Origin of the sequence: Streptomyces sp. NPDC048473 (assembly GCF_043200155.1) — a bacterium.
GTDB lineage: Bacteria > Actinomycetota > Actinomycetes > Streptomycetales > Streptomycetaceae > Streptomyces.
The window spans coordinates 1-21,679 of the sequence record NZ_JBICXE010000053.1 but is presented as its reverse complement, the minus strand read 5'-3'; the positions used below and the strand labels follow the sequence as shown (position 1 = coordinate 21,679).

Annotated in this window: 15 protein-coding genes, 1 tRNA gene and 2 pseudogenes; 8 read left to right on the top strand and 10 right to left on the bottom strand. The window is 69.4% G+C overall.

Going from position 1 to position 21,679, the window contains the following annotated elements; all coding sequences use genetic code 11:
• Positions 1-2: 2 nt before the first annotated feature.
• From ACGFU7_RS41395 to ACGFU7_RS41375, 5 genes are all read right to left on the bottom strand, one after another.
• Positions 3-1,913 (bottom strand): DUF2264 domain-containing protein, encoded by a 1,911-nt coding sequence (locus tag ACGFU7_RS41395; RefSeq protein ID WP_393703287.1) that lies wholly within the window; start codon positions 1,911-1,913, stop codon positions 3-5.
• 38 nt (positions 1,914-1,951) lie between these two features.
• A complete protein-coding gene (locus tag ACGFU7_RS41390) occupies positions 1,952-4,384 on the bottom strand; it encodes a polysaccharide lyase 8 family protein (protein WP_393703285.1) in 2,433 nt (810 codons plus the stop codon).
• 21 nt (positions 4,385-4,405) lie between these two features.
• Entirely contained in the window at positions 4,406-5,800 is a 1,395-nt protein-coding gene (locus ACGFU7_RS41385) for a M60 family metallopeptidase (RefSeq protein WP_393703283.1), read from the bottom strand.
• 157 nt (positions 5,801-5,957) lie between these two features.
• Positions 5,958-7,052: a LacI family DNA-binding transcriptional regulator gene (locus tag ACGFU7_RS41380; protein WP_393703282.1), complete on the bottom strand. Its 1,095-nt coding sequence runs from the start codon at positions 7,050-7,052 to the stop codon at positions 5,958-5,960.
• A gap of 62 nt (positions 7,053-7,114) precedes the next feature.
• A complete protein-coding gene (locus tag ACGFU7_RS41375; RefSeq protein ID WP_393703280.1) occupies positions 7,115-8,101 on the bottom strand; it encodes a hydroxyacid dehydrogenase in 987 nt (328 codons plus the stop codon).
• 344 nt (positions 8,102-8,445) lie between these two features.
• On the opposite strand from ACGFU7_RS41375, the gene ACGFU7_RS41370 reads away from it, so the two are divergent.
• The 5 genes from ACGFU7_RS41370 to ACGFU7_RS41350 all read left to right on the top strand — a co-directional run bounded on the left by ACGFU7_RS41370 (position 8,446) and on the right by ACGFU7_RS41350 (position 15,804).
• Positions 8,446-9,459: an ABC transporter permease gene (locus ACGFU7_RS41370; protein WP_393703278.1), complete on the top strand. Its 1,014-nt coding sequence runs from the start codon at positions 8,446-8,448 to the stop codon at positions 9,457-9,459.
• Between the two features lie 82 nt (positions 9,460-9,541).
• On the top strand, positions 9,542-10,402 hold the full coding sequence (locus ACGFU7_RS41365; RefSeq protein ID WP_393703312.1) for a carbohydrate ABC transporter permease: 861 nt from the start codon (positions 9,542-9,544) through the stop codon (positions 10,400-10,402).
• A 52-nt stretch (positions 10,403-10,454) separates the two neighbouring features.
• Positions 10,455-12,128, top strand: coding sequence for an extracellular solute-binding protein (locus ACGFU7_RS41360; protein ID WP_393703277.1), 1,674 nt, complete (start codon positions 10,455-10,457; stop codon positions 12,126-12,128).
• Positions 12,125-13,591, top strand: coding sequence for a M1 family metallopeptidase (locus tag ACGFU7_RS41355; RefSeq protein ID WP_393703276.1), 1,467 nt, complete (start codon positions 12,125-12,127; stop codon positions 13,589-13,591). The genes ACGFU7_RS41360 and ACGFU7_RS41355 overlap by 4 nt, the downstream gene beginning before the upstream one ends.
• Complete coding sequence (locus ACGFU7_RS41350; RefSeq protein ID WP_393703274.1) at positions 13,588-15,804, top strand: right-handed parallel beta-helix repeat-containing protein; 2,217 nt, start codon at positions 13,588-13,590, stop codon at positions 15,802-15,804. Before ACGFU7_RS41355 ends, ACGFU7_RS41350 begins: the two co-directional genes overlap by 4 nt.
• Positions 15,805-16,170: 366 nt before the next feature.
• Here ACGFU7_RS41350 and ACGFU7_RS41345 read toward each other — a convergent pair whose 3' ends face one another.
• On the bottom strand, positions 16,171-16,896 hold the full coding sequence (locus tag ACGFU7_RS41345; protein WP_393703272.1) for a TetR/AcrR family transcriptional regulator: 726 nt from the start codon (positions 16,894-16,896) through the stop codon (positions 16,171-16,173).
• Positions 16,897-17,056: 160 nt separating this feature from the next.
• Between ACGFU7_RS41345 and ACGFU7_RS41340 the strand changes: the two genes are divergently transcribed.
• Positions 17,057-18,004, top strand: coding sequence for an NAD-dependent epimerase/dehydratase family protein (locus tag ACGFU7_RS41340; protein ID WP_393703271.1), 948 nt, complete (start codon positions 17,057-17,059; stop codon positions 18,002-18,004).
• A gap of 297 nt (positions 18,005-18,301) precedes the next feature.
• On the opposite strand, the gene ACGFU7_RS41335 is transcribed toward ACGFU7_RS41340, so the two are convergent.
• Both ACGFU7_RS41335 and ACGFU7_RS41330 read right to left on the bottom strand, forming a co-directional pair.
• Positions 18,302-19,204, bottom strand: coding sequence for a transketolase family protein (locus ACGFU7_RS41335; protein ID WP_393703269.1), 903 nt, complete (start codon positions 19,202-19,204; stop codon positions 18,302-18,304).
• Between the two features lie 58 nt (positions 19,205-19,262).
• Positions 19,263-19,964, bottom strand: a complete 702-nt coding sequence (locus ACGFU7_RS41330; RefSeq protein WP_393703267.1) for a transketolase — start codon at positions 19,962-19,964, stop codon at positions 19,263-19,265.
• Between the two features lie 127 nt (positions 19,965-20,091).
• On the opposite strand from ACGFU7_RS41330, the gene ACGFU7_RS41325 reads away from it, so the two are divergent.
• A tRNA-Pro gene (locus ACGFU7_RS41325) sits at positions 20,092-20,165 on the top strand.
• Positions 20,166-20,281: 116 nt separating this feature from the next.
• Here the strand turns inward: ACGFU7_RS41325 and ACGFU7_RS41320 are convergent.
• Positions 20,282-20,638 (bottom strand): annotated as a pseudogene (locus ACGFU7_RS41320) (transposase family protein); the annotation flags it as partial.
• Between the two features lie 123 nt (positions 20,639-20,761).
• Here ACGFU7_RS41320 and ACGFU7_RS41315 point away from each other — a divergent pair.
• Positions 20,762-21,031: pseudogene (locus ACGFU7_RS41315) on the top strand (transposase); the annotation flags it as partial.
• A 7-nt stretch (positions 21,032-21,038) separates the two neighbouring features.
• On the opposite strand, the gene ACGFU7_RS41310 reads toward ACGFU7_RS41315, so the two are convergent.
• A complete protein-coding gene (locus ACGFU7_RS41310; protein WP_393703265.1) occupies positions 21,039-21,413 on the bottom strand; it encodes a hypothetical protein in 375 nt (124 codons plus the stop codon).
• Positions 21,414-21,679 lie beyond the last annotated feature (266 nt).

Below are 21,679 nucleotides of genomic sequence, written 5' to 3'. Positions count from 1 at the left end.
GGTCAGACCTCGACCGTCGTACCGTCCAGGAACGTCAGCACCACCGAGTCCGCACCTGCCTGCACCCGCACCGAGTCGCGCAGCGCCTCGGGATGCACGGTGTCCCGGGAGAGGGCGACCAGCGAGACATGGATGCTCCGCCCGCCCGGGTGCGGCCGGCTGCGCAGGTACGGGATCGCGGAACGCGGTCCGTACGCATTGGACTGGACGTCACGCGCCACAGCCGCCCCTTCGGTCTCACCGTCCCAGCCGTACAGCGCGATCAGGGCGCTGCTCAGGCCGTCGGCCGTACGGGCGAGTGCCCAGCCGGGGCCCGACACGGCGAACGGGCTCTCCACATGAGCGACCGCGTGACCGCCCTCCCGCACCACCGCACCCTCGGGCGCCTCGACCCGGTGCACCCGGATCTCCCACGGGCCGTGCAGCACACTCGTCGTCTCGATCCGGTACGGATGACCGTCACCGGGCAGCCGGGCCGCGTACCAGGAGGCGGCGACGCGGTCCTTGCAACGCAACGGATGGATCCGGCGGCGCAGCGAAGGGGTGCCGTCCGGGGCCACGAGCGCCAGATGGCCGTCGATGGAGCGTGCCACGGCGTGCGGGGCGGCTTCGGGTGCCGTCGCCGTCGAGTACGCGAACTTCGCGTAGTGCGGATCGTCCGCACCCTCGGACGGGTCGGCCGCGTCGTCGTACGGCGGATTGTGATCGCTGCCGTGATTGATCAGCCGCACGATGCCGTCGTCGCGGGTGCCGTGCAGCAGCCAGCCGGTCGCGGGCAGCGCGGTGTACTGGTCGGACTCCTCGATGGGCAGCGGGAGTTCGCGCGCCGTCCACACCGGATGGTCCGCCGGGAGCAGAAGCCCGAGGAAGCCCTTGCTCGCCCAGTACGGCGATGCGGGACCGGAGTACGGCTGGGTGCTCGGCAGGAACGTGTCGTACCAGCCGAGTGTCAGCAGCCCCCGCTCGTCCGGCACACCGCGCTCCGCGAAGTGCCGCATCGTGCCCGAGGCGAGCCGGCGCGTGAGACCCGGCGCGAGCGGGGAGCAGTCGGCCAGCGCCCCCATCCACACCGGTGCGAGAGCGGCGAACCGGTACGTCAGCGAACGTCCCTGGTGGACCGGGGCACCGTCGGAGCCGAAGAAGTGCGGGTAGTCCTCCAGGAACCGGCTGAGCCGCTGCCGGTAGACCTCGGACCTGCCCCCGTCGTCGGGGCCCGCGATCCGCGACCACAACAGCGGGTACAGATGCATGGCCCAGCCGATGTAGTAGTCGAAGTTCCGGCCGTCCCCGTCGGTGTACCAGCCGTCACCGACGTACCAGTCCTCGATCCTGTCCAGATTGCTCTCGATGTCGGATCGGCTGTACGGGGCGCCGACCGAGGCGAGGAACTGCTCGGACACCACCTGGAAGAGCCGCCAGTTGTTGTCCCAGGTACGCCCGCCGACGAAGCCGGAGAACCAGTCGACGACCCGCTCCTGGACCCGGGCGTCCAGCCGGTCCCAGATCCACGGCCGGGTCTCGTGCAGCGCGACCGCGACCGACGCCGCCTCCACCATCTGCTGCGAACAGTCCGTCAGCCGTGGCCAGGACTCCCCGCTCCCGGGGTCCGTGCCCGCGGCCAGGCCCGCCGTGTACCGCTCGATCAGTGCGGGATCGACCGCCCCGCCCGCGCCCGCTATCCGGCAGGCGGCGAGCAGGAACGACCGGGCGAATCCTTCGAGACCGTCCGAGACGACGCCCGACCAGCTGTTGCGGCCGGGCAGCCGGTACTGCGCGAAGCCGGGTGTCGCGTACGGCACCAGCGCGTCCAGCATCCGGTCGGCCGTCGCCTCCCAGTGGGCCCGGGTCCAGCCGGTACGGGAGGACAGGAGCCGGTCGGGCGGCGGCAGTTGCAGATGCGGTGCGACGGACATGGTGGTGCTGCTCCTCGGAGGGGTTACGAAGGGGCGGGTTACTGGATGAGTTCGGCTCGGTGGGTGTGGCCGCGTGAGCCGCCGACGGCGACGGTGAGTACGGGCCTGCGGCCCGGGACGAGGCTCACCGTGTCATCGGCGTCCACCACCGACCGTACGCGGAACGGCAGCTCGACCGAGAGCGTGGTGAGTGTCCGGCCCGGGTCGGCGACCGCGACGCAGACGTGCCCGCCCCGGCGCTGCACGAGCACCGACGCCGGACCGGAGGCGGTGATCCCGGCCGCGGTCCCGGCGCCCCAGAAGTTCACCGCGGTCAGTCCTGCCCGGCGTACCTCCACGGCCTGAGCGGTGGCGTCGTTGGCGATGATCCGGACCGGCCGTGAGTGCGACCAGACCGAGGTCGCCGCCGCCGATGCGCCGGGCAGCAGCACATAGGCGTACCGGTCGTCGGTGGGGGAGAGGCCGTGGTCGACCCAGAGCGTGAGATAGCGGCGGGTGACGGGATCGGTACTGCCGCCCGTGTCCGCTCCGGTGTTGATGGCCCGCCAGGTGCCGGTGCGCTGCTCGCGCAGGGCGTGCAGGGCGGTCCCCCCGGGGAAGACATAGCCGCCCACGCCGTCGACATGCGCCCAGCGTGCTCGGCCGAAGTCCTGGGCCCAGCCCTGCTCGACGGGTTGCCGGACGCCGTCGACCAGCAGCCGGTGCCGGCCGTCCGCGCCGAGATTGCGGTTCTCGACGATCGTCTCGACGGGCCGGCCGTCGCTCGCCGTGATGCCCGCGCCGAGCGCGATCACCGCGTTGTCCAGCAGGAACCAGGACTTCTTCGTCCGCAGGGTGGTGTCCTGGGCGCCGATCACCTCCATCGCGGCAGCCCCGTACCGGCCGTCCAGCACGGCCCCGCCCGCGACGGCGTTCGTCGGACGGTAGGTGGACGTACCCGCGCCCGTGCCGAGATCGGTCCGCTGCCGGGTATCGACCGTGGTGCCGGGGAGCCGGTACGGATCGACGGTCGGCCAGAAGCCGTCGTTGAACTGCCCCAGGTCGTCGCCGTCGTACAGATACGTCATGCCGTCGCCGGTGTACCAGCCGTGCAGATTCTCGCCGTTGCCCGCCTCGTACGCCGAGATCCGCTTCGACGAAAGCGACAGCGCGCAGGCCCAGCCGGGGCGGCGGTGCACGACACGGTCCATGTCGGCGAAGACGAAGTTTCCGGTCGTACGCGCCTCGGCCTCAACGGTTCCGTCGTTCAGGACGGCTTTCGCCAGGGCGAGTTGGGGCAGTGTCGCAAGAGCGGTGAAGGCAGTGGTGCGGTTGCGGGTCAGCCAGCCCTTGACCAGTGCCCGCCAGCGTCCCGCGTACTCGGCGGGTGCGCCGGTCGCGAGGAGCAGGATCGCGGCGATGGCCGTCGCACCGTCGCGGTGGTCACCGGCGCGTTCCCGGGAGATCGCCCGGCCGCGCACCGAGTCCATCATCAGGCCGTCGAAGATCACCGGGGCGAAGGTCCGCTCGACGGCCTCGTACATCACCGACACCCTCGGGTCGGCGACCGCCCACTCGGAGCCCGCCAGCAGCGCCAGCAGATAGGCCGTGCCGCCCAGCAGCACGATGCCGTACGAACCGGTGTAGGCGACCACGTCGTGCTGGACGAACGAACCGTCCTCGTAGAAGCCGTCACCCGAACTCGTATAACGGAAAAGGCTGTTGCGGCCCGAGTCGCGTACATCGCAGAGCGCGTCACGGGCGGAGGCGAGCTTGGCGGCGTCCTGACCCAGCAGTCCGCGCAGCGCCACGATGACGGCCTTGTCGGTGCGGTTCGCGCCGGTCTCGGCGAGCGTGGGGGAGTTGGTACGACGGTCCGCGTCCGGGCAGAACCGGTCGACGACCGACAGATAGTCCGTCAGATCGGCTGCGGGAAGCCGGTCGCGGAGAATGACGGAGCAGTCCATCAGGGCACGCGGGGCGCCGATCTCCCAGAACCACCAGTTGCCGGTCTCGCGCTTGGCCGGGTTGTACGCGGTGTCGTATGTGAAGCGCAGCGCGGCGACGAGCGCGTCCGCCACCTCCGTGCTCCCGGCGAGGGAGGTGCCCTCGGTCGCCCAGGCGACCGCGATCGTACGCAGCCGGGTGTAGCTCTGACCGAAGTTGCCCGGGTCCGTGAGCGGTGCGAGGTCGGGCCAGAGCGCGGTCCGTCCGGCGCTGCGGTCGACGGTGTCCCAGAGACCCTTGGCTGTGGTGTCCAGGGCCGCGAGCGCTGCGGTGAAGTCGGTGTCGGCCGGGTCGAACCCGCCGCCGGTGAGCAGCGCTTCGGCCCGCTGGAGCAGGGTGTCGAAGTCGGCGGTCGCCGCGGCTTCGGCGGATGCGGCCGCGACGGGCCAGGCATGCGCGGCGCCGGCCGATGTCATGAGCGTCGTCGCGGCTGTGACGGCCGTGGCGCTGCTCGCCGCGAGAAGGGTTCTTCTGCTGAGGTTCACGATGGCTCCTTGTCGCCGCGGTCAGTCGGCCAGTGCGGACGGGTCGACGGGGGGCTTCGGCAGGTTCAGCGCGGCCAGCTCGGCCTTGCCGATGGAGTCGATCGGGAACGCCCAGGTGTTCACGAAGAAGTCCGTGAGGTCGTATCCGGCGACTCGGCTGGAGTAGGTGGCGAGGGCCCGGTAGCGCTTGTCGTTCTCCGTGTAGTCCGACTGCGGGTTCTCCTCCCGCACCAGCTTGTGCATCCGCGGCCAGAAGTCGTCACCGAAGGCCAGCTCCAGCTGGCGCAGCGGGACGAGCTTCTCGTAGGCGCCGAAGGACTTCTCGTACGTCAGCCCGGCGGTGCCGAACTTGCGCTGCGCGGACTGGAAGCAGGTGAGTCCGGTCGTCGCGTCGATCGTGAGGAGGTTGGACGGCTGCTTCAGGGTGCGCTGCGCGGCCAGCGAGTAGATGTTGACGGTGACTTCGGTGAGACCGCCCGGCTTGTACGCCATCTGCTGATGGAGATGGCCGAGTTCGTGGTACAGCCCCCAGCCACGGGTCCGCAGCCCCTCCACCGTGGTGGCCCGGTCGAGATAGGCGCGGGGGAAGCCGTTGTAGCCGTGCGTGGCGTAGGCGCCGACACCGGTCGGCACCTTGCTGACCTCGGTGAAGTGGTACGGCCCCGCCTTGCGCCGGTGCACCGGCTTCGAACCGTCGAGACCGCTGATCCGGGCATGCGAGTCGATGATCGTCTCGACCAGCCCGAGCAGTGCGGCATGGTCCTCGCCGCGGTACAGCAGTGCGCCCTCACGGGTGAGCGTCATGATCGTGTGAGGCGCATGGAGTTCGGCGTACGGCGATGCGGTGAGCGTGTCCAGCTGCTGCTGGTAGTCGGCCTCCGAGGTGCGGCCCAGGGTGAAGACCGGCATGGGTACGGCGCCGGAGCGGACCAGCACACCAGCTCGCTCGCCACGGCCCGTCAGGGTGAGATAGACCGGGCCGCCGTGCGGGTCCGTCACGGTGTTCGCACCGGCGGTCAACGGATAACTGCGGGGCTCGGTGATCTCGCCGTAGTAGTCCCAGGCGCCGATCCAGAGGGTGGGCAGCAGATCGTCGTACGGCTGGACGGTGAGGGAGAGCGGGGTGCCGGGCGGGACATACAGGCCGGTGGGCTGGAACTCCGAGCCGCGCAGGGCCTGTCCGAGCCGCAGCCGCTCGGCCTCGGCGGCGGGCCGGGCGGTCACGGTCAACCGGACCGGGCGGGCCCCCCGCGGACCGGAGGAGGTGCCGGCCGTCGCGGCCCGGGCCGTGCCGGTGCCCAGGGCGATCGCCGCTCCCGCTCCGGCCGCGGCGGCGAGAACGGAACGCCGGCCGACGGGGGAGGAAGCAGAGGAAGGGGCGGTGGAGCGGCCGGCGGAGTCTGTGGGTATGCGCATGCGGAACTCTCCCTGCAGAAACGAGTGAGGGGCGGAAGCGTGCGGAACGGGAGCTGCTCGGCGCCAGCATGTAAGCGGTTGCTATCGCGAGGCAAGAGGAGTCAGGAAGTTACTGTGATTTTCTATGGCCAACTGCGGACAGGAGGGAAGTAACCGGTCACATCCGGGTGGACCGGCCGGGCCGTGGTGCCACGGAATCGCGTACCACGATGTGGGTGCCGAGCCGCAGCGCACCCGTGGTCGGCTCGCGCCAGTCGTCCTCGTCCCCGCCGGTGACGGCCAGCCGTACCGCCTGGCGCCCCATCTCCTCCAGCGGCACATGGACGGTGGTCAGCCGCGGCCGCAGCTCCTGGGCCACCGGAATGTCGTCGTACCCCACCAGGGACACGTCCTTCGGCACCCGTACCCCGGCCTCCTCCAGTGCCTGTGCCGCGCCCGCCGCCACCATGTCGTTGGCGGCGAAGACCGCGGTGAAGTCCGGTCCGTCCCGCAGCAGTTCGGCCATCCGCCGGTACCCGAAGTTACGGCTGAAGGCACCCGGCTGGACCAGCTCGGGGTCCGGGGCGATACCGCGCAGCTGCAGGGCCCGCTGGTGCCCGGCCAGCCGGTCGCGGGTGGTGGAGAGCTTGGGCGGGCCGCCGAGGTAGAGGATCCGCTCGTGCCCCTGCATCAGCAGATGGTCGGTGATGGCGAAGGCGCCGCCCTCGTTGTCGTACTCGACCGCGGCGGTCGGGGCCTGCTCGCCCAGCGGCGGCCTGCCGCACAGCACGAGCTTCGATCCGCCCGCGTCCAGCTCGCGCGCCCTGCGGGCCAGCTCGGAGGTGTAGCCGCGGTCCGCGATGGACCCGCCGACCACGACCACCGCATCCGCCCTGCGCTCATGCATCAGATCGATGAAGGCCAGCTCGCGCTGCGGGTCGCCCTGGGTGCAGCAGACCAGGCAGAGCCGTCCGCCCAGCGCCGCCTCCCGCTCCACGCCGCGCGCGATGTACGCGTAGAACGGGTCGATGACCTCGTTGACGATGATGCCGACGGTGCGGTTGGAGACGCCGGCCAGCGCACGGGCATGGGCGTTGACGACATAGCCGAGCTCGCGCATGGCGGACTCGACACGCTCCCGGGTCGCCTCGGCGACCGGGTAGTTGCGGTTGAGTACGCGGGAGACCGTGGCCGTCGAGACGCCCGCGCGCCGTGCGACATCGGTGACCGTCGCGCGCCGTTGTCCGTCCGCGGCTGTGCTCTGCCGGCGCATCCGGCTCACCCCCTGGTGGCTGTTGTGTGACGCTGAGCCTAGAGCCTGCGCCGGGACGGAGCTCATGCGATCCTCCCCAGGTCGGCCCGGTGCACCGGGTGGCCGAACGGTGTGCCCTGCGCGTACCGCGCCAGCTCGTCCACGGCGAGGGCCCCGAGCCGACCCACCTCGTTGCCCTGGGCGCCCGCGAGATGCGGGGTGAGGAAGACGTTCGGCAGGTCCCACAGCGGGTGGCCGTCCGGCAGCGGCTCGGGCGATGTCACATCGAGAACGGCATCCAGCCGCCCGCTGACCAGGTGCCCGGTCAGCGCCTCGGTGTCCACCAGGGGGCCGCGGGCGGTGTTGACGAGCAGGGTGCCGGGCCGCATCAGGCCGATCCGCCTGGCGTCGATGATCCCTCGGGTCTCCGGCGTGTCGGGGGCATGGACGCTCACCACATCGCTGGTCGCCACCAAGGTGTCCAGGTCGGTCGGGGTGACACCGAGCAGCTCCGCCTCGGCCGCGCCGACATACGGGTCGTACAGCAGCACTTCCGCATCGAGGACCCGGAGCAGTTCGATGACGCGGCGGCCGATCCGGGACGCCCCGACGATGCCGATGGTCAGGCCGTGCGTGCCGAGCCAGTGCTGGCGGTCGAGGTCGGCGCCGGTGCGGTGGGTGCGCCGGGTGCGGAAGAGCCCGGCCAGCGGAAAGACTCGTTTGGCGCCCATGATGATCGCCGCCAGGGTGAACTCGGCGACCGGTACGGCATTGGCGGCGGCGGCCGAGGAGACGACGATTCCGCGGTCGAACGCGTCCGGGGACAGAAACGTTTTCACCGTGCCGGCCGCATGGATCACGGCACGCAGGGCGGGTGCCCGGTCCAGCAGCGCGGCGTCGACGGGCGGGCAGCCCCAGCCGGTGAGCAGGACCTCGGCCGCATTCAGCGCCGCGGTGGCGTCCGGAGAGTCGAACTCGCTGATCACGGACGGATTGAGGAGGTCGGCGGTCTCTTCGAGACGGGCCCGTACCGATGGCGGAAAGACGTCGTCGAGCAGTCCGGGGCTCATGGCCAGGACCGTGCGCGGCCGTCGCGGGGGCGGTGCCGCAGCATCGCTACCGGAATGAGCCGGTGCCTCTTCGGTGGTTCGCACGCACCCTGCCTCCGGATAGTAATCGCGTTCTATGGAATGACCGGAACGCTAGGTAGTTCGATGGCCGACCGTCAAGCGCTTCCCCTGGTCAACTAGCCGTTTTGGGTGACTATTTATGGCTTCGCCGCACCGTAATGGCTGCCAGGGAGCATTGCGTAACGAAGACGTTCGCGTGCATCTCTTGACGCTTGGGTTAACCGCTTACTAACTTGCGGCCCCAGAAGGCTCACCATGCGCCACCCAGCCGAACAGGACGCACCATGGCTGAAACAGCAACCCCGTTGCCGCGGGAGAAGCGGCGGCAGAAGGCTGAAATACCCTCCCCGCCCGCTGCCCAGGCCCTCGTCGCACAGCACCGGCTGACGCTCTGGCAGCGGATCAAGCGGGACCGGGTGATGCTGCTGCTCACCCTGCCCGGCCTGCTGTACTTCGTCGTTTTCCACTACATACCGCTGCTCGGCTATGTCGTGGCGTTCCAGGACTACCAGCCGTACCTCGGCTACATGCACAGCGTCTGGGTGGGGTTCGCCAACTTCTCCGCGGCGTTCGGTGAGCCGGCCTTCTGGTCCGCGACGTTCAACACCCTGGAGATCGCCCTCGTCCAGCTGGTGTTCTTCTTCCCGGTCCCGGTCGCCCTGGCCCTGCTGCTCAACAGCATCGCCAGCGACCGCATCAGGCGCTTCGTGCAGAGCGTCGTCTATCTGCCGCACTTCATCGGCTGGGTCATCATCGTCTCGATCTTCCAGCAGATCCTGGGCGGCGCCGGGCTCCTGCCCGACGTGCTCGGCGGTCTGGGGCTGCCGCGCTACGACATGATGAGCGACCCCGACGCCTTCCCCTGGCTGCTGACCCTCCAGGTGGCCTGGAAGGACGCCGGCTGGGGCACGATCATCATCCTCGCCGCGCTGCTGAACATCGACAGACAGCAGTACGAGGCCGCCGCGATCGACGGCGCGGGCCCGCGACGCCGCCTCTGGCACGTGACTCTGCCGGGCATCGCCCCCGTACTCATCCTGCTGCTGATCCTCAACCTCGGGCAGATCCTCTCCGTCGGCTTCGAGCAGATCCTGCTCCAGCGCGACGCGGTCGGCCCGGACGCCGGCGAGGTCCTCGACACCTACGTCTACTACCACGGCATCAAGGACAACGACTGGGGCGTCGCCGCAGCCGTCGGACTGGTCAAGGCAGTGATCGGCACCGCACTCGTCCTGGGCGCGAACAAGTTCGCCCACCGACTCGGCCACGAAGGGGTGTACCGCGGTGCTGACCGCTGAGAAAACGCGCGCCACATCGGAATCCACCGCACCGGCGTCCCCGCCCGCCACCGCCCGGAAGCCCGACGGCCGGCCCCCGTGGATGGAGCGGCCGACCCGTATCGGGCAGATCGCCAAGGCGGTCGCCATCGTCGTGGTCGTCCTCGCCGTCGCCTACCCGCTGGTCGGCGTCATCGGCACGAGCTTCGCCTCGCAGACCGACATCATCAAGAGCTCCGGCCTCGTCCTGTGGCCGGACCACCCCAACCTGGACGCCTACCGCACCATCTTCACCGGCGGAGTCGTCACCCGCGCGCTGATCGTCTCCGTCGGCATCACCGTCCTCGGCACGCTCGCCAGCCTGCTCGTCACCGTCGGCATGGCGTACGGACTCTCCCGCCGCGACGTCACGGGCTCCCGCTTCATCCTGATGACGGCCCTGTTCACGATGCTCTTCAACGCGGGCATCATCCCGAACTTCCTGCTGGTCAAGGGACTCGGCCTGTACGACACCTACGCGGCGCTCGTCATGCCCACGCTGGTCAGCGCCTTCAACCTGGTCGTCCTGCGGTCCTTCTTCATGAACCTGCCGGAGGAGCTGTACGACGCCGCAAGGGTCGACGGGGCCGGGGACTTCCGCATCCTGGTGCGGATCGTCCTGCCGCTGTCCAAGGCCGTCCTCGCCGTGATCAGCCTCTTCTACGCGGTGACGTACTGGAACGCCTTCTTCAACTCGCTCCTGTACCTCAACGACTCCGACAAGTGGCCGCTGCCGATGGTGCTGCGCACCTATGTCCTGCAGGGCCAGAGCCTGAACGCCGCCTCGGCCGGCGAGGTGCTCGCCCCGCAGCAGGCCGTGCAGATGGCGGTTCTGGTGATCGCCGTCGTACCGATCCTCTGTGTCTACCCGTTCCTCCAGCGCTACTTCACCAAGGGCGTGCTCACAGGCGCCATCAAGGGCTGAGCGCAGCCACCGCCCCCCACTCCTTCCTTCCCCTCTTCTCAAGGAGATTCAGGTGTCGAGCTCCACCCCCATCAACCGCAGAGCACTGTTCCGCATGGGTGCGGGCGTCGGTCTGGGACTGGCCGCCGCCCCGCTGCTCGCCGCCTGCGGCGACGGCGGCACGACCGCGAAGGCGGAGGCCAAGAGCGCCTCGCTGCTGCCGGACACCGCGGTCCGCAATATCGGCCTCAAGCCTGACCTCCAGGGCACCGCCGCCGGTGTTCCGCAGGGCTACTTCAGCTACCCGGCCAAGCCGCTGCGGGCCACGAAGGGCAGACCGCTCAAGGGCGCAGAGCCGATCAGTGCGACGATGGAGACCTTCTCCCCGCCGCCGCCCGCGCGTGGCAAGAACGCTGCCTGGCAGGAGATCGAGAAGCTCCTCGGCGGCCAGGTGAACATCACCGCCGTCCCCGCCGACGACTACGGCACCAAGTTCTCCACCATGGTCGCCAGCGACAGCCTGCCCGATCTCTTCATGTACCCGGAGAGTGGCGGCGTCGACAACAAGGCCGCCTTCCTCCAGGCCAAGTGCGCCGACCTGACCCCGTACCTCGCCGGGGACAAGATCAAGGACTACCCGAACCTGGCCGCGATCCCGAAGGGCGCCTGGCAGGCCGCCATCTTCGGCGGGAAGCTGTACGGCATCCCGATCGCCCGCACCGGGACCGGTGGCGCCGGCGTCTACCGCCACGACCTGTTCGAAGAGGTCGGCGTCACGAGCCTCGACCAGATCACCGACCTCGACAGGTTCGTCGAGTTGTGCAAGGAGCTCACCCGGCCCAAGAAGGACCAGTACGCGATCATCGCGGGCGCCACTTCCATGCTCGCCATGTCCGCGGGTGCGCCCAGCTTCTGGCGGCTGGACGAGAAGACCGGCAAGTTCACCGCCGACCTGGAGACCCCGGAGTACCGCAAGGCGGTGGAGACCGCACGGTTGCTGTACAAGTCCGGCTGTTACTACCCGGGCACCCTCCAGATGTCCGGGGCGCAGAAGGCCCAGTACACGGACATGTTCAAGAACGGCAAGGGCGCCTATGTCTACGACGGCATGCCCACCTACCTGGCACCCGGTGTCGGCTATATCGCCTCCATGAAGGCGATCGACACGAAGTACGACCCGCGCCCCTTCGTCCCGATCGGCAAGGACGCCATCGCCTGGATGGACAACATCGCGCTCCAGAACACCCATGTGAAGAAGGCGTCCGGAGACCGCGTCAAGGAAATCCTGGCCCTCGCCGACTTCGCAGCCTCCCCGTTCGGCAGCGAGGAGTACACGCTCATCAACTACGGCGTCGAGGGCAAGGACTTCACCCGTGACGCCAAGGGCAACCCGGCCCTCACCAAGCAGGGCACCCAGGACGTCACCGTGCCCTGGAAGTTCATGGCCTCCGCCGTCCCCGCCATCTTCAGCGCCGACTCGGAACAAGGCGTCCGCCACGTCCACGACACCTTCACCAAGATGATCCCGATGATGGAGCCCGACCCGACGCTGCAGTACTCCTCGCCCACCTGGGACTCGAAGGGGTCCGGCAGCCTCAACACGCTGAAGGGGGACGCGCTGAAGGACATCATCTCGGGCCGCAAGCCCATGTCGGCCTACGACCAGTTGGTCAAGGACTACCTGGCCAAGGGTGGCGAGCAGGCCCGCGGCGAGTTCGAGGACGCCTTCCAGAAGGGGAAGAAGTGACGACGCGACGCTCGGCCCTCAGACTCGGCGGCGCGGCGGTCGCAGCGGCCGTCGCCGTACCCGCCCTCGGCTCGACCGCCGTCGCACAGCCGCACGGCTTCGACCCGAAGCCCGGCTCCGACGGCGTCGGCGACCCGCTTTTCCCGACCCTCGGCAACGGCGGCTACCAGGTCGTCCACTACGACCTCACCTTCGACTTCACTCCGGTGACCTACGACTTCACCGCCGCTGTGAAGATCAACGCCAGGGCCACCCAGGACCTCTCCGCGTTCAACCTGGACACCGACGGCCACTCCATCGACTCCGTCACCGTCGCCAGCCGCCCCGCCACCTGGGAGCTCTCGCCCGGCAAGAGCGGCCAGGAGTTCACCATCACCCCCGCTCGCCCGCTCCACAACGGGCAGGCCTTCACCGTCGAGGTGTGCTACCGGGGCAATGGCAAGGCGCCCCGACTCGGGCTGACCGGCTGGAAGTTCGGTACCGACGGCGGCTTCGCCTCGGCCGCGCAGTCCTCCCGCGCCGACACCTTCCTGCCCTGCAACGACACCCCCTCCGACAAGGCGACGTGGACCTTCCACATCAGCGCCCCGCAGGGCTATGTCGCCGCCGCCAACGGCGAACTGCTCCACAGGACCCCGCGCGCCGACGGCTCCACCGTCTGGCACTTCGCCCTGCGCGAGCGCATGGCGACCGAACTCATCGGCATCGCCGTCGTCAAGGGCACCTATCTGTACGGCACCAGCCACCGCGGACTGCCGCTGCGGCACATCGTCCCGCAGGGCCAGGAGGACAAGTACGGCCCGATCGTCGCGCGCACCGCCGACCATCTGGCCTGGCTGGAGACGAAGTTCGGCCGCTACCCGTTTTCCGTCTACGGCGTCCACATCTACGACGGCTACACCGACGCCCTGGAGAACCAGACCCTCTCCCTGTTCTCCACCAACTGGTTCAAGCTCAACGCCGACGGGCAGCCCGGCTACGAGACCACCATGGTCCACGAGCTCGTCCACCAGTGGTTCGGCGACTCCGTCACCCCGAACGACTGGCAGCAGGCCTGGCTCAACGAGGGCCCCGCCGTGTACTACGCCGGCCTGTACGGCGAGGAGCGCGGCTGGTCGGTCTTCGAGGACAAGATGAAGGCCACGTACGCGAAGCTCGACGCCATCCGCGCCACCGACGGCCCGCCCGGACTCCCGAAGGCGCTCGGCGGCACCAATATCTATGACGGTGGCGCACTCGTCCTGTACGCCCTCAGCCTTCAGATCGGTCAGCGGCGGTTCGACCGGGTCATGCGTGAGTGGGTGAAGCGCTTCAAGGACTCCACCTACACCAGCGAGGCCTTCATCCGGCACACCGTCGACGTCACCGGCGACCCGTCCCTCGGCCCGTTCCTGCGCGACTGGCTCTTCGGAGCCGTGAACCCTCCCATGCCCGGCCACCCCGACTGGAAGGCCTCCGCGTGAACCGCCGCCCTCTGAACGTCGTACGAGGAACCGCCGCTGCCGCCACCGCCGCCTTCCTGGCCGCACTGCTCGCCGCCCCGACCGCCCAGGCCGCACCGGGCACCCGCACCCTGTACGCGGCCCCGAACGGACACGGCACGTCCTGTACGGTCGCCCGCCCCTGTACCCCGGAAGGCGCCCGCGACCAGGCCCGCACCGAGACCGGCCGCGACGTCCGCGTACTCCTGAAGAACGGTACGTACAAGCTCGACGAACCCCTGAAGCTCGGCGCCGCCGACTCCGGGAAGGACGGCCGCACGGTCACCTGGACCGCGGCCCCCGGCGCCCGCCCCGTCCTCTCCGGCGGACAGGACGTCACCGGCTGGCGGCAGAACGCCGACGGCACCTGGACCGCCGGCGTCCCCGCCGGCGTCACGCCCCGTCAGCTCTTCGTCGACGGCAGGCGAGCGACCCGCGCCCGAGGCGCGGCCTGCGCGGCGAGCACCTGCGACGCCACCAAGACCGGCATGACCGGCGCCACGGCTACCGGGATCGACCGGTGGCAGCGCCCCACCGACGCCGAAGCCGTCATCCGGGTCCGCTGGCGCAACTACCACTGCCGGATCACCGGCGTCAGCGGCGACGTCATGACCTTCGCCCAGCCCTGCTGGACCAACTCGGCGAGCGGCACCAACCGCACCGGACCCGCCTGGGACTCCACCGCGGTCGACTCCACCCGCTACAGCGGCGTCGCCTTCTTCGAGAACGCCCCCGAACTCCTCGACCAGCCGGGCGAGTTCGTGTGGAACCCGCAGAACCGCACCGTCACGTACCTGCCGCGCAAGGGCGAGAACATGCACCTCGCGCAGGCCATCACTCCGCACACCGAACAGCTGCTCGTCGTCGACGGTGCCCACGACGTCACCGTCAGCGGGATCGGCTTCGCGTACGCGGCGTACCGCCAGCCGGACACCGACGAGGGCTACGCGGGCATGCAGGCCGGTCTCACCCTGACCGGAGCCACCGGCCCCGTCGATCACGCGGGCCGCTTCTACACCAAGCCGTCCGCCGCGGTCACCGTCCGCGGCGGACAGCACATCAGCATCGAGAACGCCCGGTTCAGCCGGCTCGGCGGGGCGGGCGCCATCTTCGAAGCGGGCACCAAGGACAGCTCCCTGACCCGCTCGTCCTTCACCGATCTGTCTTCGGGCGCGGTGTACGTGGGCGACACCGAGCCCCTGCCCGGGGCGGCGCTCGCGGGGGAGCGGAACACGATCGCGTACAACACCATCACCCGCTCCGGCGTCGAGTACACCGACTCGGTGGGCATCTGGGCCGGTTACGAGGCCGAACTGACCGTCGAGCACAACAGCCTGGACCACCTCCCGTACTCCGGGATCTCGGTCGGCTGGGGCTGGAACCAGCCCGAGTCCCAGAAGTCCGTACTACGCGACAACAAGGTGACCGACAACCGCATCACCAATGTGATGGAAGTTGCCCAGGCTCAGCACGACGGGGGCGCGATCTACACCCAGGGTGCGCAGCCGGGCACGGTCGTCTCCGGCAACTACATCAACCGCTCCGCCTTCGGGAACACCGAGCGCGACGGCAATGGCATCTACCTCGACGAACAGTCCTCGCACATCGTCGTCGAGAAGAACGTCATCACCCGCATCGGCTACAAGTGGGTCTCGAACTGGGCGGATTACGGCATCCAGAACACCGCCCGGGGCAACTGGACCGACACGGCGGCGCCCGCACTCGCCGGCAACGGCTCGGCCATGACGGACAACGTCACCGGTCTGGACCGACTGCCGGCCGAAGCCCTCGCCGTCGCAGCCCGGGCAGGCGCCCACGGCGGTCCGGTCGAGCAGCTGCGGACCGACCTGGCGCGCACCGGCACAGCGACCCAGTCCTCCACCGAGGGCACGGCGGCCGCGGCGCTCGCGCTGGACGCCGACACCAACACGGACACCCGTACGCTGTCCGAGGCGGGCGCCTGGTGGCAGGTCGACCTGGGCGGCGAACAGCGCATCCGTCAGATCGAGATCTGGAACAACTCCTCGTCCACGACGGCCGACTTCGATGTCGTCACGGACGACGGAACGGTCCACGTGAGCGGGAAGGCACTGCGCCCGACGGTCCTGAACCTGGACAGCCGGACCCGTACGGTGAAGATCGTGACGTCCGGCACGGGACGCGTGGCACTTTCCCAGGTGCTCGTCCACCCGTAGCAGTCCGCCCTTCGTCGCCGGGCGAAATCACGATGCAGGACACCTCGGCACCCGAACGCCGCCGGTCACCCCACCGGCGGCGTTCCCGTGCCCGCCGGCACCACCACCTCTCCCGCCCCCCGGGCCCGCCGCCCCGCGAACCGGTCCCGCAGCGCGACGAGCGCACCGACCGCCATCGCATCGGTGACCGCGAACACACATGCCGGCCGCGGCCGGCAGCCGCCGGGCCGCTGCGAAACCGCCGTCCCGTGTGAACGCGCCCTCCACGACCTGGTCGAGCCCGATGCCCGACTCCGCGACCCCTTCACGGACGGGCTCGAATCGCGAGCGCGTCCGGGGCGATCGAGGACAGGACGGCTGTTCTGCTCACTTCAGGCCGAACGCGTCCGCCAGCATCTCCGTCTGCGCGCCCAGCAACGTGGCGCCGCTGTGCCCCATGCCCACGAACTGCCCTGCGGCCTCCAGCCCCACCGAACCGTGCAGCTGCGCCCACGCCAGCACCGCACCCGCCAACGCCTGCGCCGACCTCCCGGTGTCCCCGGCGGCAGCCGGTGCGTACTCGGCCACCCATGCGCCCACGGCCTCGTCCGTGCCCAGCCACGCCGTCATCTCCGCCACCACCGCAGCGACCCCGGCTCCCGGTGTCCCGTCCGCGAAGAGCGCCAGGAACGGTCCGAGAACGGCACGGGCCCGGTCCAAGGTGTCGTCCGGAGCGACATAGCCCGGCACGGGCGCGCCCTGGATCAGCAGATAGCGGTGCGGCTCCTCGACCGCCCAGGCCCGGTAGGCATCGGCAAGCATGTGCAGCCGTGCGCGCGGGCTCTGCGCGATGGCCGATGCACCGTTCGCCGCTTCGGCCATCGCCGTTGCCGCATCGTCGTACGCATCCCGGATCAGTGCGCTCAGCAGATCGTCCCGGCTGGCGAAGTAGCGGTAGAGCGCCGGTCCTGAAAGCCCCATCTCCTTGGCGATACGGGTCAGCGCGAGCGCCCCGACCCCACCCTCGGCGAGCTGCTGAAGCGCGACTTCCTTGATTTCCGACCGAGTCTGCTCCCGGTACCGGGCGCGCGGCCCCTGCTGGGCTCGGACCATCGCCGACTCCCCTTTGCTAGGTGGACTCACTTTTGTTACGGAGTCTAACAGCGGGTATTGCGATGACTCGTCGCAAGAGTTACTGTCTCTAACAGTTGCAAGAGGCAGTAGCGAATCAAGCGAATCCAGCTGATCAAGAGTCGATCCAAAGGGGCATGTCATGACCGCAACACATGATCTTCAGGTCGTTCTCGGCGCCGGCCCGGCCGGCACCGCGCTCGCCGTCGAACTGGCCCACCGCGGCCACCCGGTCCGACTCGTCGACCGGGCGGGCGACGGGCCCGCGATCGAGGGCGTCGAGCGGTTCGCCGCCGATGTCTCGACCGCGGACGGCGCCCGCGTGGCGGCCGATGGCGCCGCCGTCGTGTACCACTGCGTCAACGTCGGCTATCACCTCCAGGTCGAGGTGATGCCACGCATCCAGGAGTCGGTTCTCGCAGCCGCCGAAGCAGTCGGCGCGCGCCTGGTAGTCCTCGACACGCTCTACCCGTACGGCGAGACGCACGGTGCCGTCATGACCGAGGACACTCCGTGGAACGCGACGACCCGCAAGGGCCGGATGCGTGCCGAACTGGACACCCGCTATCTCGCGGCGCACAGAGAAGGCCGGCTCCGTGTCGTCCTCGGCCGGTCCGCCGACTTCGTCGGGCCCGGCGTCCTCAACTCCACCCTCGGGGGCGCCGTCTTTCCGGCCGCGCTGACCGGGGGAGTGGTCCCGGCCCTCGGTGACATCGACCTGCCGCACAGCTACACCTACATCGGCGATGTCGCCGCCGGGCTCGCCACACTGGGTGAGAATCCGGATGGTGACGGCCGGGTCTGGCACCTGCCCACCGCCCCGGCACTGACCACCCGACAGATCTTCGCGATGATCGAGGAACGCACCGGCCGCCCCCTGAACATCACGGTCGTCGACGAACCGCGTCCGTTCGGCCCCTTCGACGAGGTCTTCATGGCGGAGTACGCCGAGATGTTCTACCAGCACACGGAGGCGCAGACCGTCGACTCCTCGGCCATCGAGAAGGCGTATGCACTCGCCCCCAACCCCCTTGCCGCCACAGTGGATTCGACGCTCGCCTGGTACAGGGAGCTGCTCGCCGCGCACTGAATCCGAGCGACCCGGGGCCGCTCCATGCACCTGCCCGGTCAGTACCGCAGCCGGGACAGATACGTACAGCTCGCGAGCGCCGAGGCGAACGGATCAGCCGGCGAGTCGTGCTCCGAAGTCGAGAGCGGCTCCGTTGAGCACACCGACCTGAACTTGTCCCAGCCCGGGACTGCGGTCCCGGGTAGTCGACAGTAGGTTCAGGTGCAAGAGGCCGGGGAGCGCACTCGGTGACTTCGGGGCATCCGGCGCAGGTTGGGGGGAGAGCGGTTGCCCCCGGTCCGAAGGCCACCGCCCCGGTCATCTGCGGAGGAACCCGCCGATTCGCTCCCGCAGCCCCCGCGGATCCAGACCGTGGGCGGCGAGGTGCTCGTCCATTTCCCCGTACTTGCGCAGTTCGGCCCGCCCCACCCCGAGGCCCAGCACGCGGTGCGGCAGCTCGGCGAGCGCGTCATTGGCCGCGGCCGTGGACGTGCCTGCCAGATACGGCTCGACGATCACCACATCGGCTGCCCCGTGTTCACCGACCGCCCGGCGCAGCCCCGCCCCGTCGAACGGGCGGATCGTCGTCGCGTACAGCACGGTCACATCGAGGTCGCCGGTCGCCGCGAGGACATTGTCGAGCATCGGCCCGACCGCGATCACCACCCCGCCCGTCCCCTCCCGCACCGCGGTGAACCCGGTCCCCGCGCCGACCGGCCGCGCCCGGTCGTTCGACTGCAGCGACAGCCGTACGTACACCCGGCTCTCCCCGGCCGCGGCCTGCCGCAGCAGTGCCTCGGCCTCGTCGGGGTGGCCCGGGACATGAACCGTCCAGTCGTCGAGGGTGTCCATGAGGGCGACATCGCCCGGTGACATATGGGTGAACCCACCGGCCGGCCAGTCGTACGAACCTCCGGCGCTCACCAGCACCCCGCCCACTCCCTGATGGCCGAAGTCCAGCTTGACCTGCTCGAACGGCCGCTCCACCAGAAAGCTGGCGAAGGTGTGCACGATCGGCCGCAGCCCGGTGAGCGCCATCCCGGCGCCCGCACCGATCAGCAGCTGTTCCCTGATTCCCACATTGATGACCCGGTCCGGATGGGCCCGCGCGGCCCGGTCGAAGCCGTCCCGGCTGATCTCGGCCAGCACCAGCGCGAGGCGGGGGTCCTCGTCCAGCAGCTGCGAGGTGGTCGAGATGAAACGGTCACGCATCGTGTCCATGTGAAGTGTCCCTCTCCGGTTTCGTTGCTTCTGTGTCTTCGGCTTTCGCCCGGTGCGTTCAGCCCTTGGGGGCGACCCGCGCGACCACGGCCCGCGGCCGCCCGGGATGCGGAGCCGTGAAGGCCGCGTACAGCGCCTCGTGGTCCCGTCCGTCGACGGAGTCGACCGACCAGGCCGCGGCCTCGAACCGGGCCGCGATGCCGCCGGGCCGGCCGTAGGTCGCCGACGCGTTGTCGATCACCACGGTGTGCAGCTGCTCCAGCCCGGCCGGGCCCGCGTACGCGAGCGCCTCGTGATTGCTGCCCTCGTCCAGCTCGGCATCCCCGATCAGCACCCACACCTTCGGGTCGGTCAGCCCCTGCGCCCGTAGACCGAGCACACTCCCCACGGCCAGCGGCAGCCCGTGCCCCAGCGACCCGCTGCCGATCTCGACCCCCGGCACCAGCGTCCGGTCCGGGTGATGCCCGAGCGGTGAGTCGTACGACCCGAATCCGGAGAGCAGCTCCTCGCCGAAGAAGCCGTGCGCAGCCAGGACCGCGTAGTACGCCATCGGACCGTGCCCCTTGGACAGCAGGAACCGGTCGCGGTCGGGCGCGTCGACGGTGCCGGGCGTCACCCTCAGCACCCGGTCGTACAGCACCCAGAGGGCATCCAGCGTGGAGGTCGCGGCGGGGCCGTGCTTCTCGTCCCCTGTCATCAGGCTCATCAGCCGGTTCATGTCGCGGTAGTCGCCCGTAGGCGCAGCAGTCGTGTGCGTCATGGACCCAGCGTTGAACATCAAGTTTGGTTGAGGTCAAGCCGGGAAAGGCGTTCGTGACCACCCGTCGAAGTGCGGTATTGTTCTCATGCGCGTTCGGCCAGGGGGAAACCCCAGGTCAGGCGGGTATCGGGACGTGGCGCAGCTTGGTAGCGCACTTGACTGGGGGTCAAGGGGTCGCAGGTTCAAATCCTGTCGTCCCGACTCGAAAGAGTCGCAGGTCAGAGGTCGTTTGTGGAGCAATCCGGAACGGCCTCTTGATCGTTTCTGAGGGTCATGTGGGGACCAGCGCACTTGACTGGGTGGTCGCGCACCTTGACTCAGTCAAGGTGCGTTGCAAGCAGCGGGGGCAGTGGTCTGGTCCAGTTCATCGCGGCGCACGTGCTAGTAGCGGCAGTGCCTTTGAGCCGGCAGTCGCGGAGGGCCTTCCAGGTCTTCATACGGGCGAAGACGTGCTCGACGCGAGCCCGGACCTGTTTGTGGGAGCGATTGTGCTCCTCCTTCCAGGCCGGGAGTTCGATCTGGCCGCGCTCACGGCGGTGAGGGATCACGCGATCCCTGCACGGAGAGCCGCCGTCGGCGATCGTGAGCGTCCCGCCGACGGCGGCTTTGACACCGGACTCCTCCCACGCCTTGCAGCCGTTGCGATTCCCGGCAGGCGGCCGACCAACCACCACGGCCTGGTGTCGTATCAGGCAACGTTCGCCCTGTCATGACGCATCGCTCGGTTTGCTGCGCCCGGCGGCCTCGGACGGTCAGAATGATCACGTGGCTGAACGTGTGCAGGTCCGGGAGATTCATCTCCGCACCTGACGCCGAAGCGGTGCCAGCGCGTCGCGACGAGGGCGGAAGCCAACAACGTGGAGCTCGCCTGCACCCCGACCAACAGCTCCTGGCTCAACCGGATCGAGGCCCGGTTCACCGCTCTGCGCTACTTCGCCCTCGACGGCACCGATCACGCCAGCCACAAGGAGCAGGGAAGCATGATCTGCCGCTACATCGTCTGGCGGCACAAGCACGCCGCCGACCCTCTCCTCCGTCAGATCGTCGCCAGGGCGAACGTTGCCTGAAACGGCATTAATTGACCTTCACGCGCCCCATCAAGTACTCAATCTCAAAGACGGGTGCCACTCCCGCCACGTCGAGTTCTCCCTCAACATCGCCCTCGTCCTCGGAGTAGTAGTGGACACCCGCTCCGGGAAACGCGGTGGCAACCCGCTCGACCAGCTGCTCCACACCCTCTACGGTGATGAACAGGAAACCGTCGTTCTCCACCAGGACGTCGATGTCCTCCTCACCCAACGAGCATCGCGCGTCGTCCCGGGTGAGCCAGGCACCAGAGGCGGTACGCCCCCACACTGACACGGTGCGGCCGAGTTCCGTGTGCTGCCCGCAGTCCTCGCCCCAGACCTCGTCGTGGATCTCCACCCGTGCGCCTTCGAAAATCGCCATAGGCCAACTATCGCAGCACTTCGACGGTGCCGGATCCGAACCATCCGCAACAGACGACGACCCTCGTCATCATCGATCTCCCGCGTCTGCACCCGCTCGGCTATGCCGCCCGGTCTCGCCGGGATCACGTCGGCCAGGAGCGGACCCCGACCGTCTCGTCGCGAACTACAGGGCGAACGTTGTCTAATTCCTTCGTAGCAGCGCCGAGTGGGGACCCTCAGTTCCTTCGTGCTGTTCGAGTACCGCACCGTGATGCCTGAACGTTG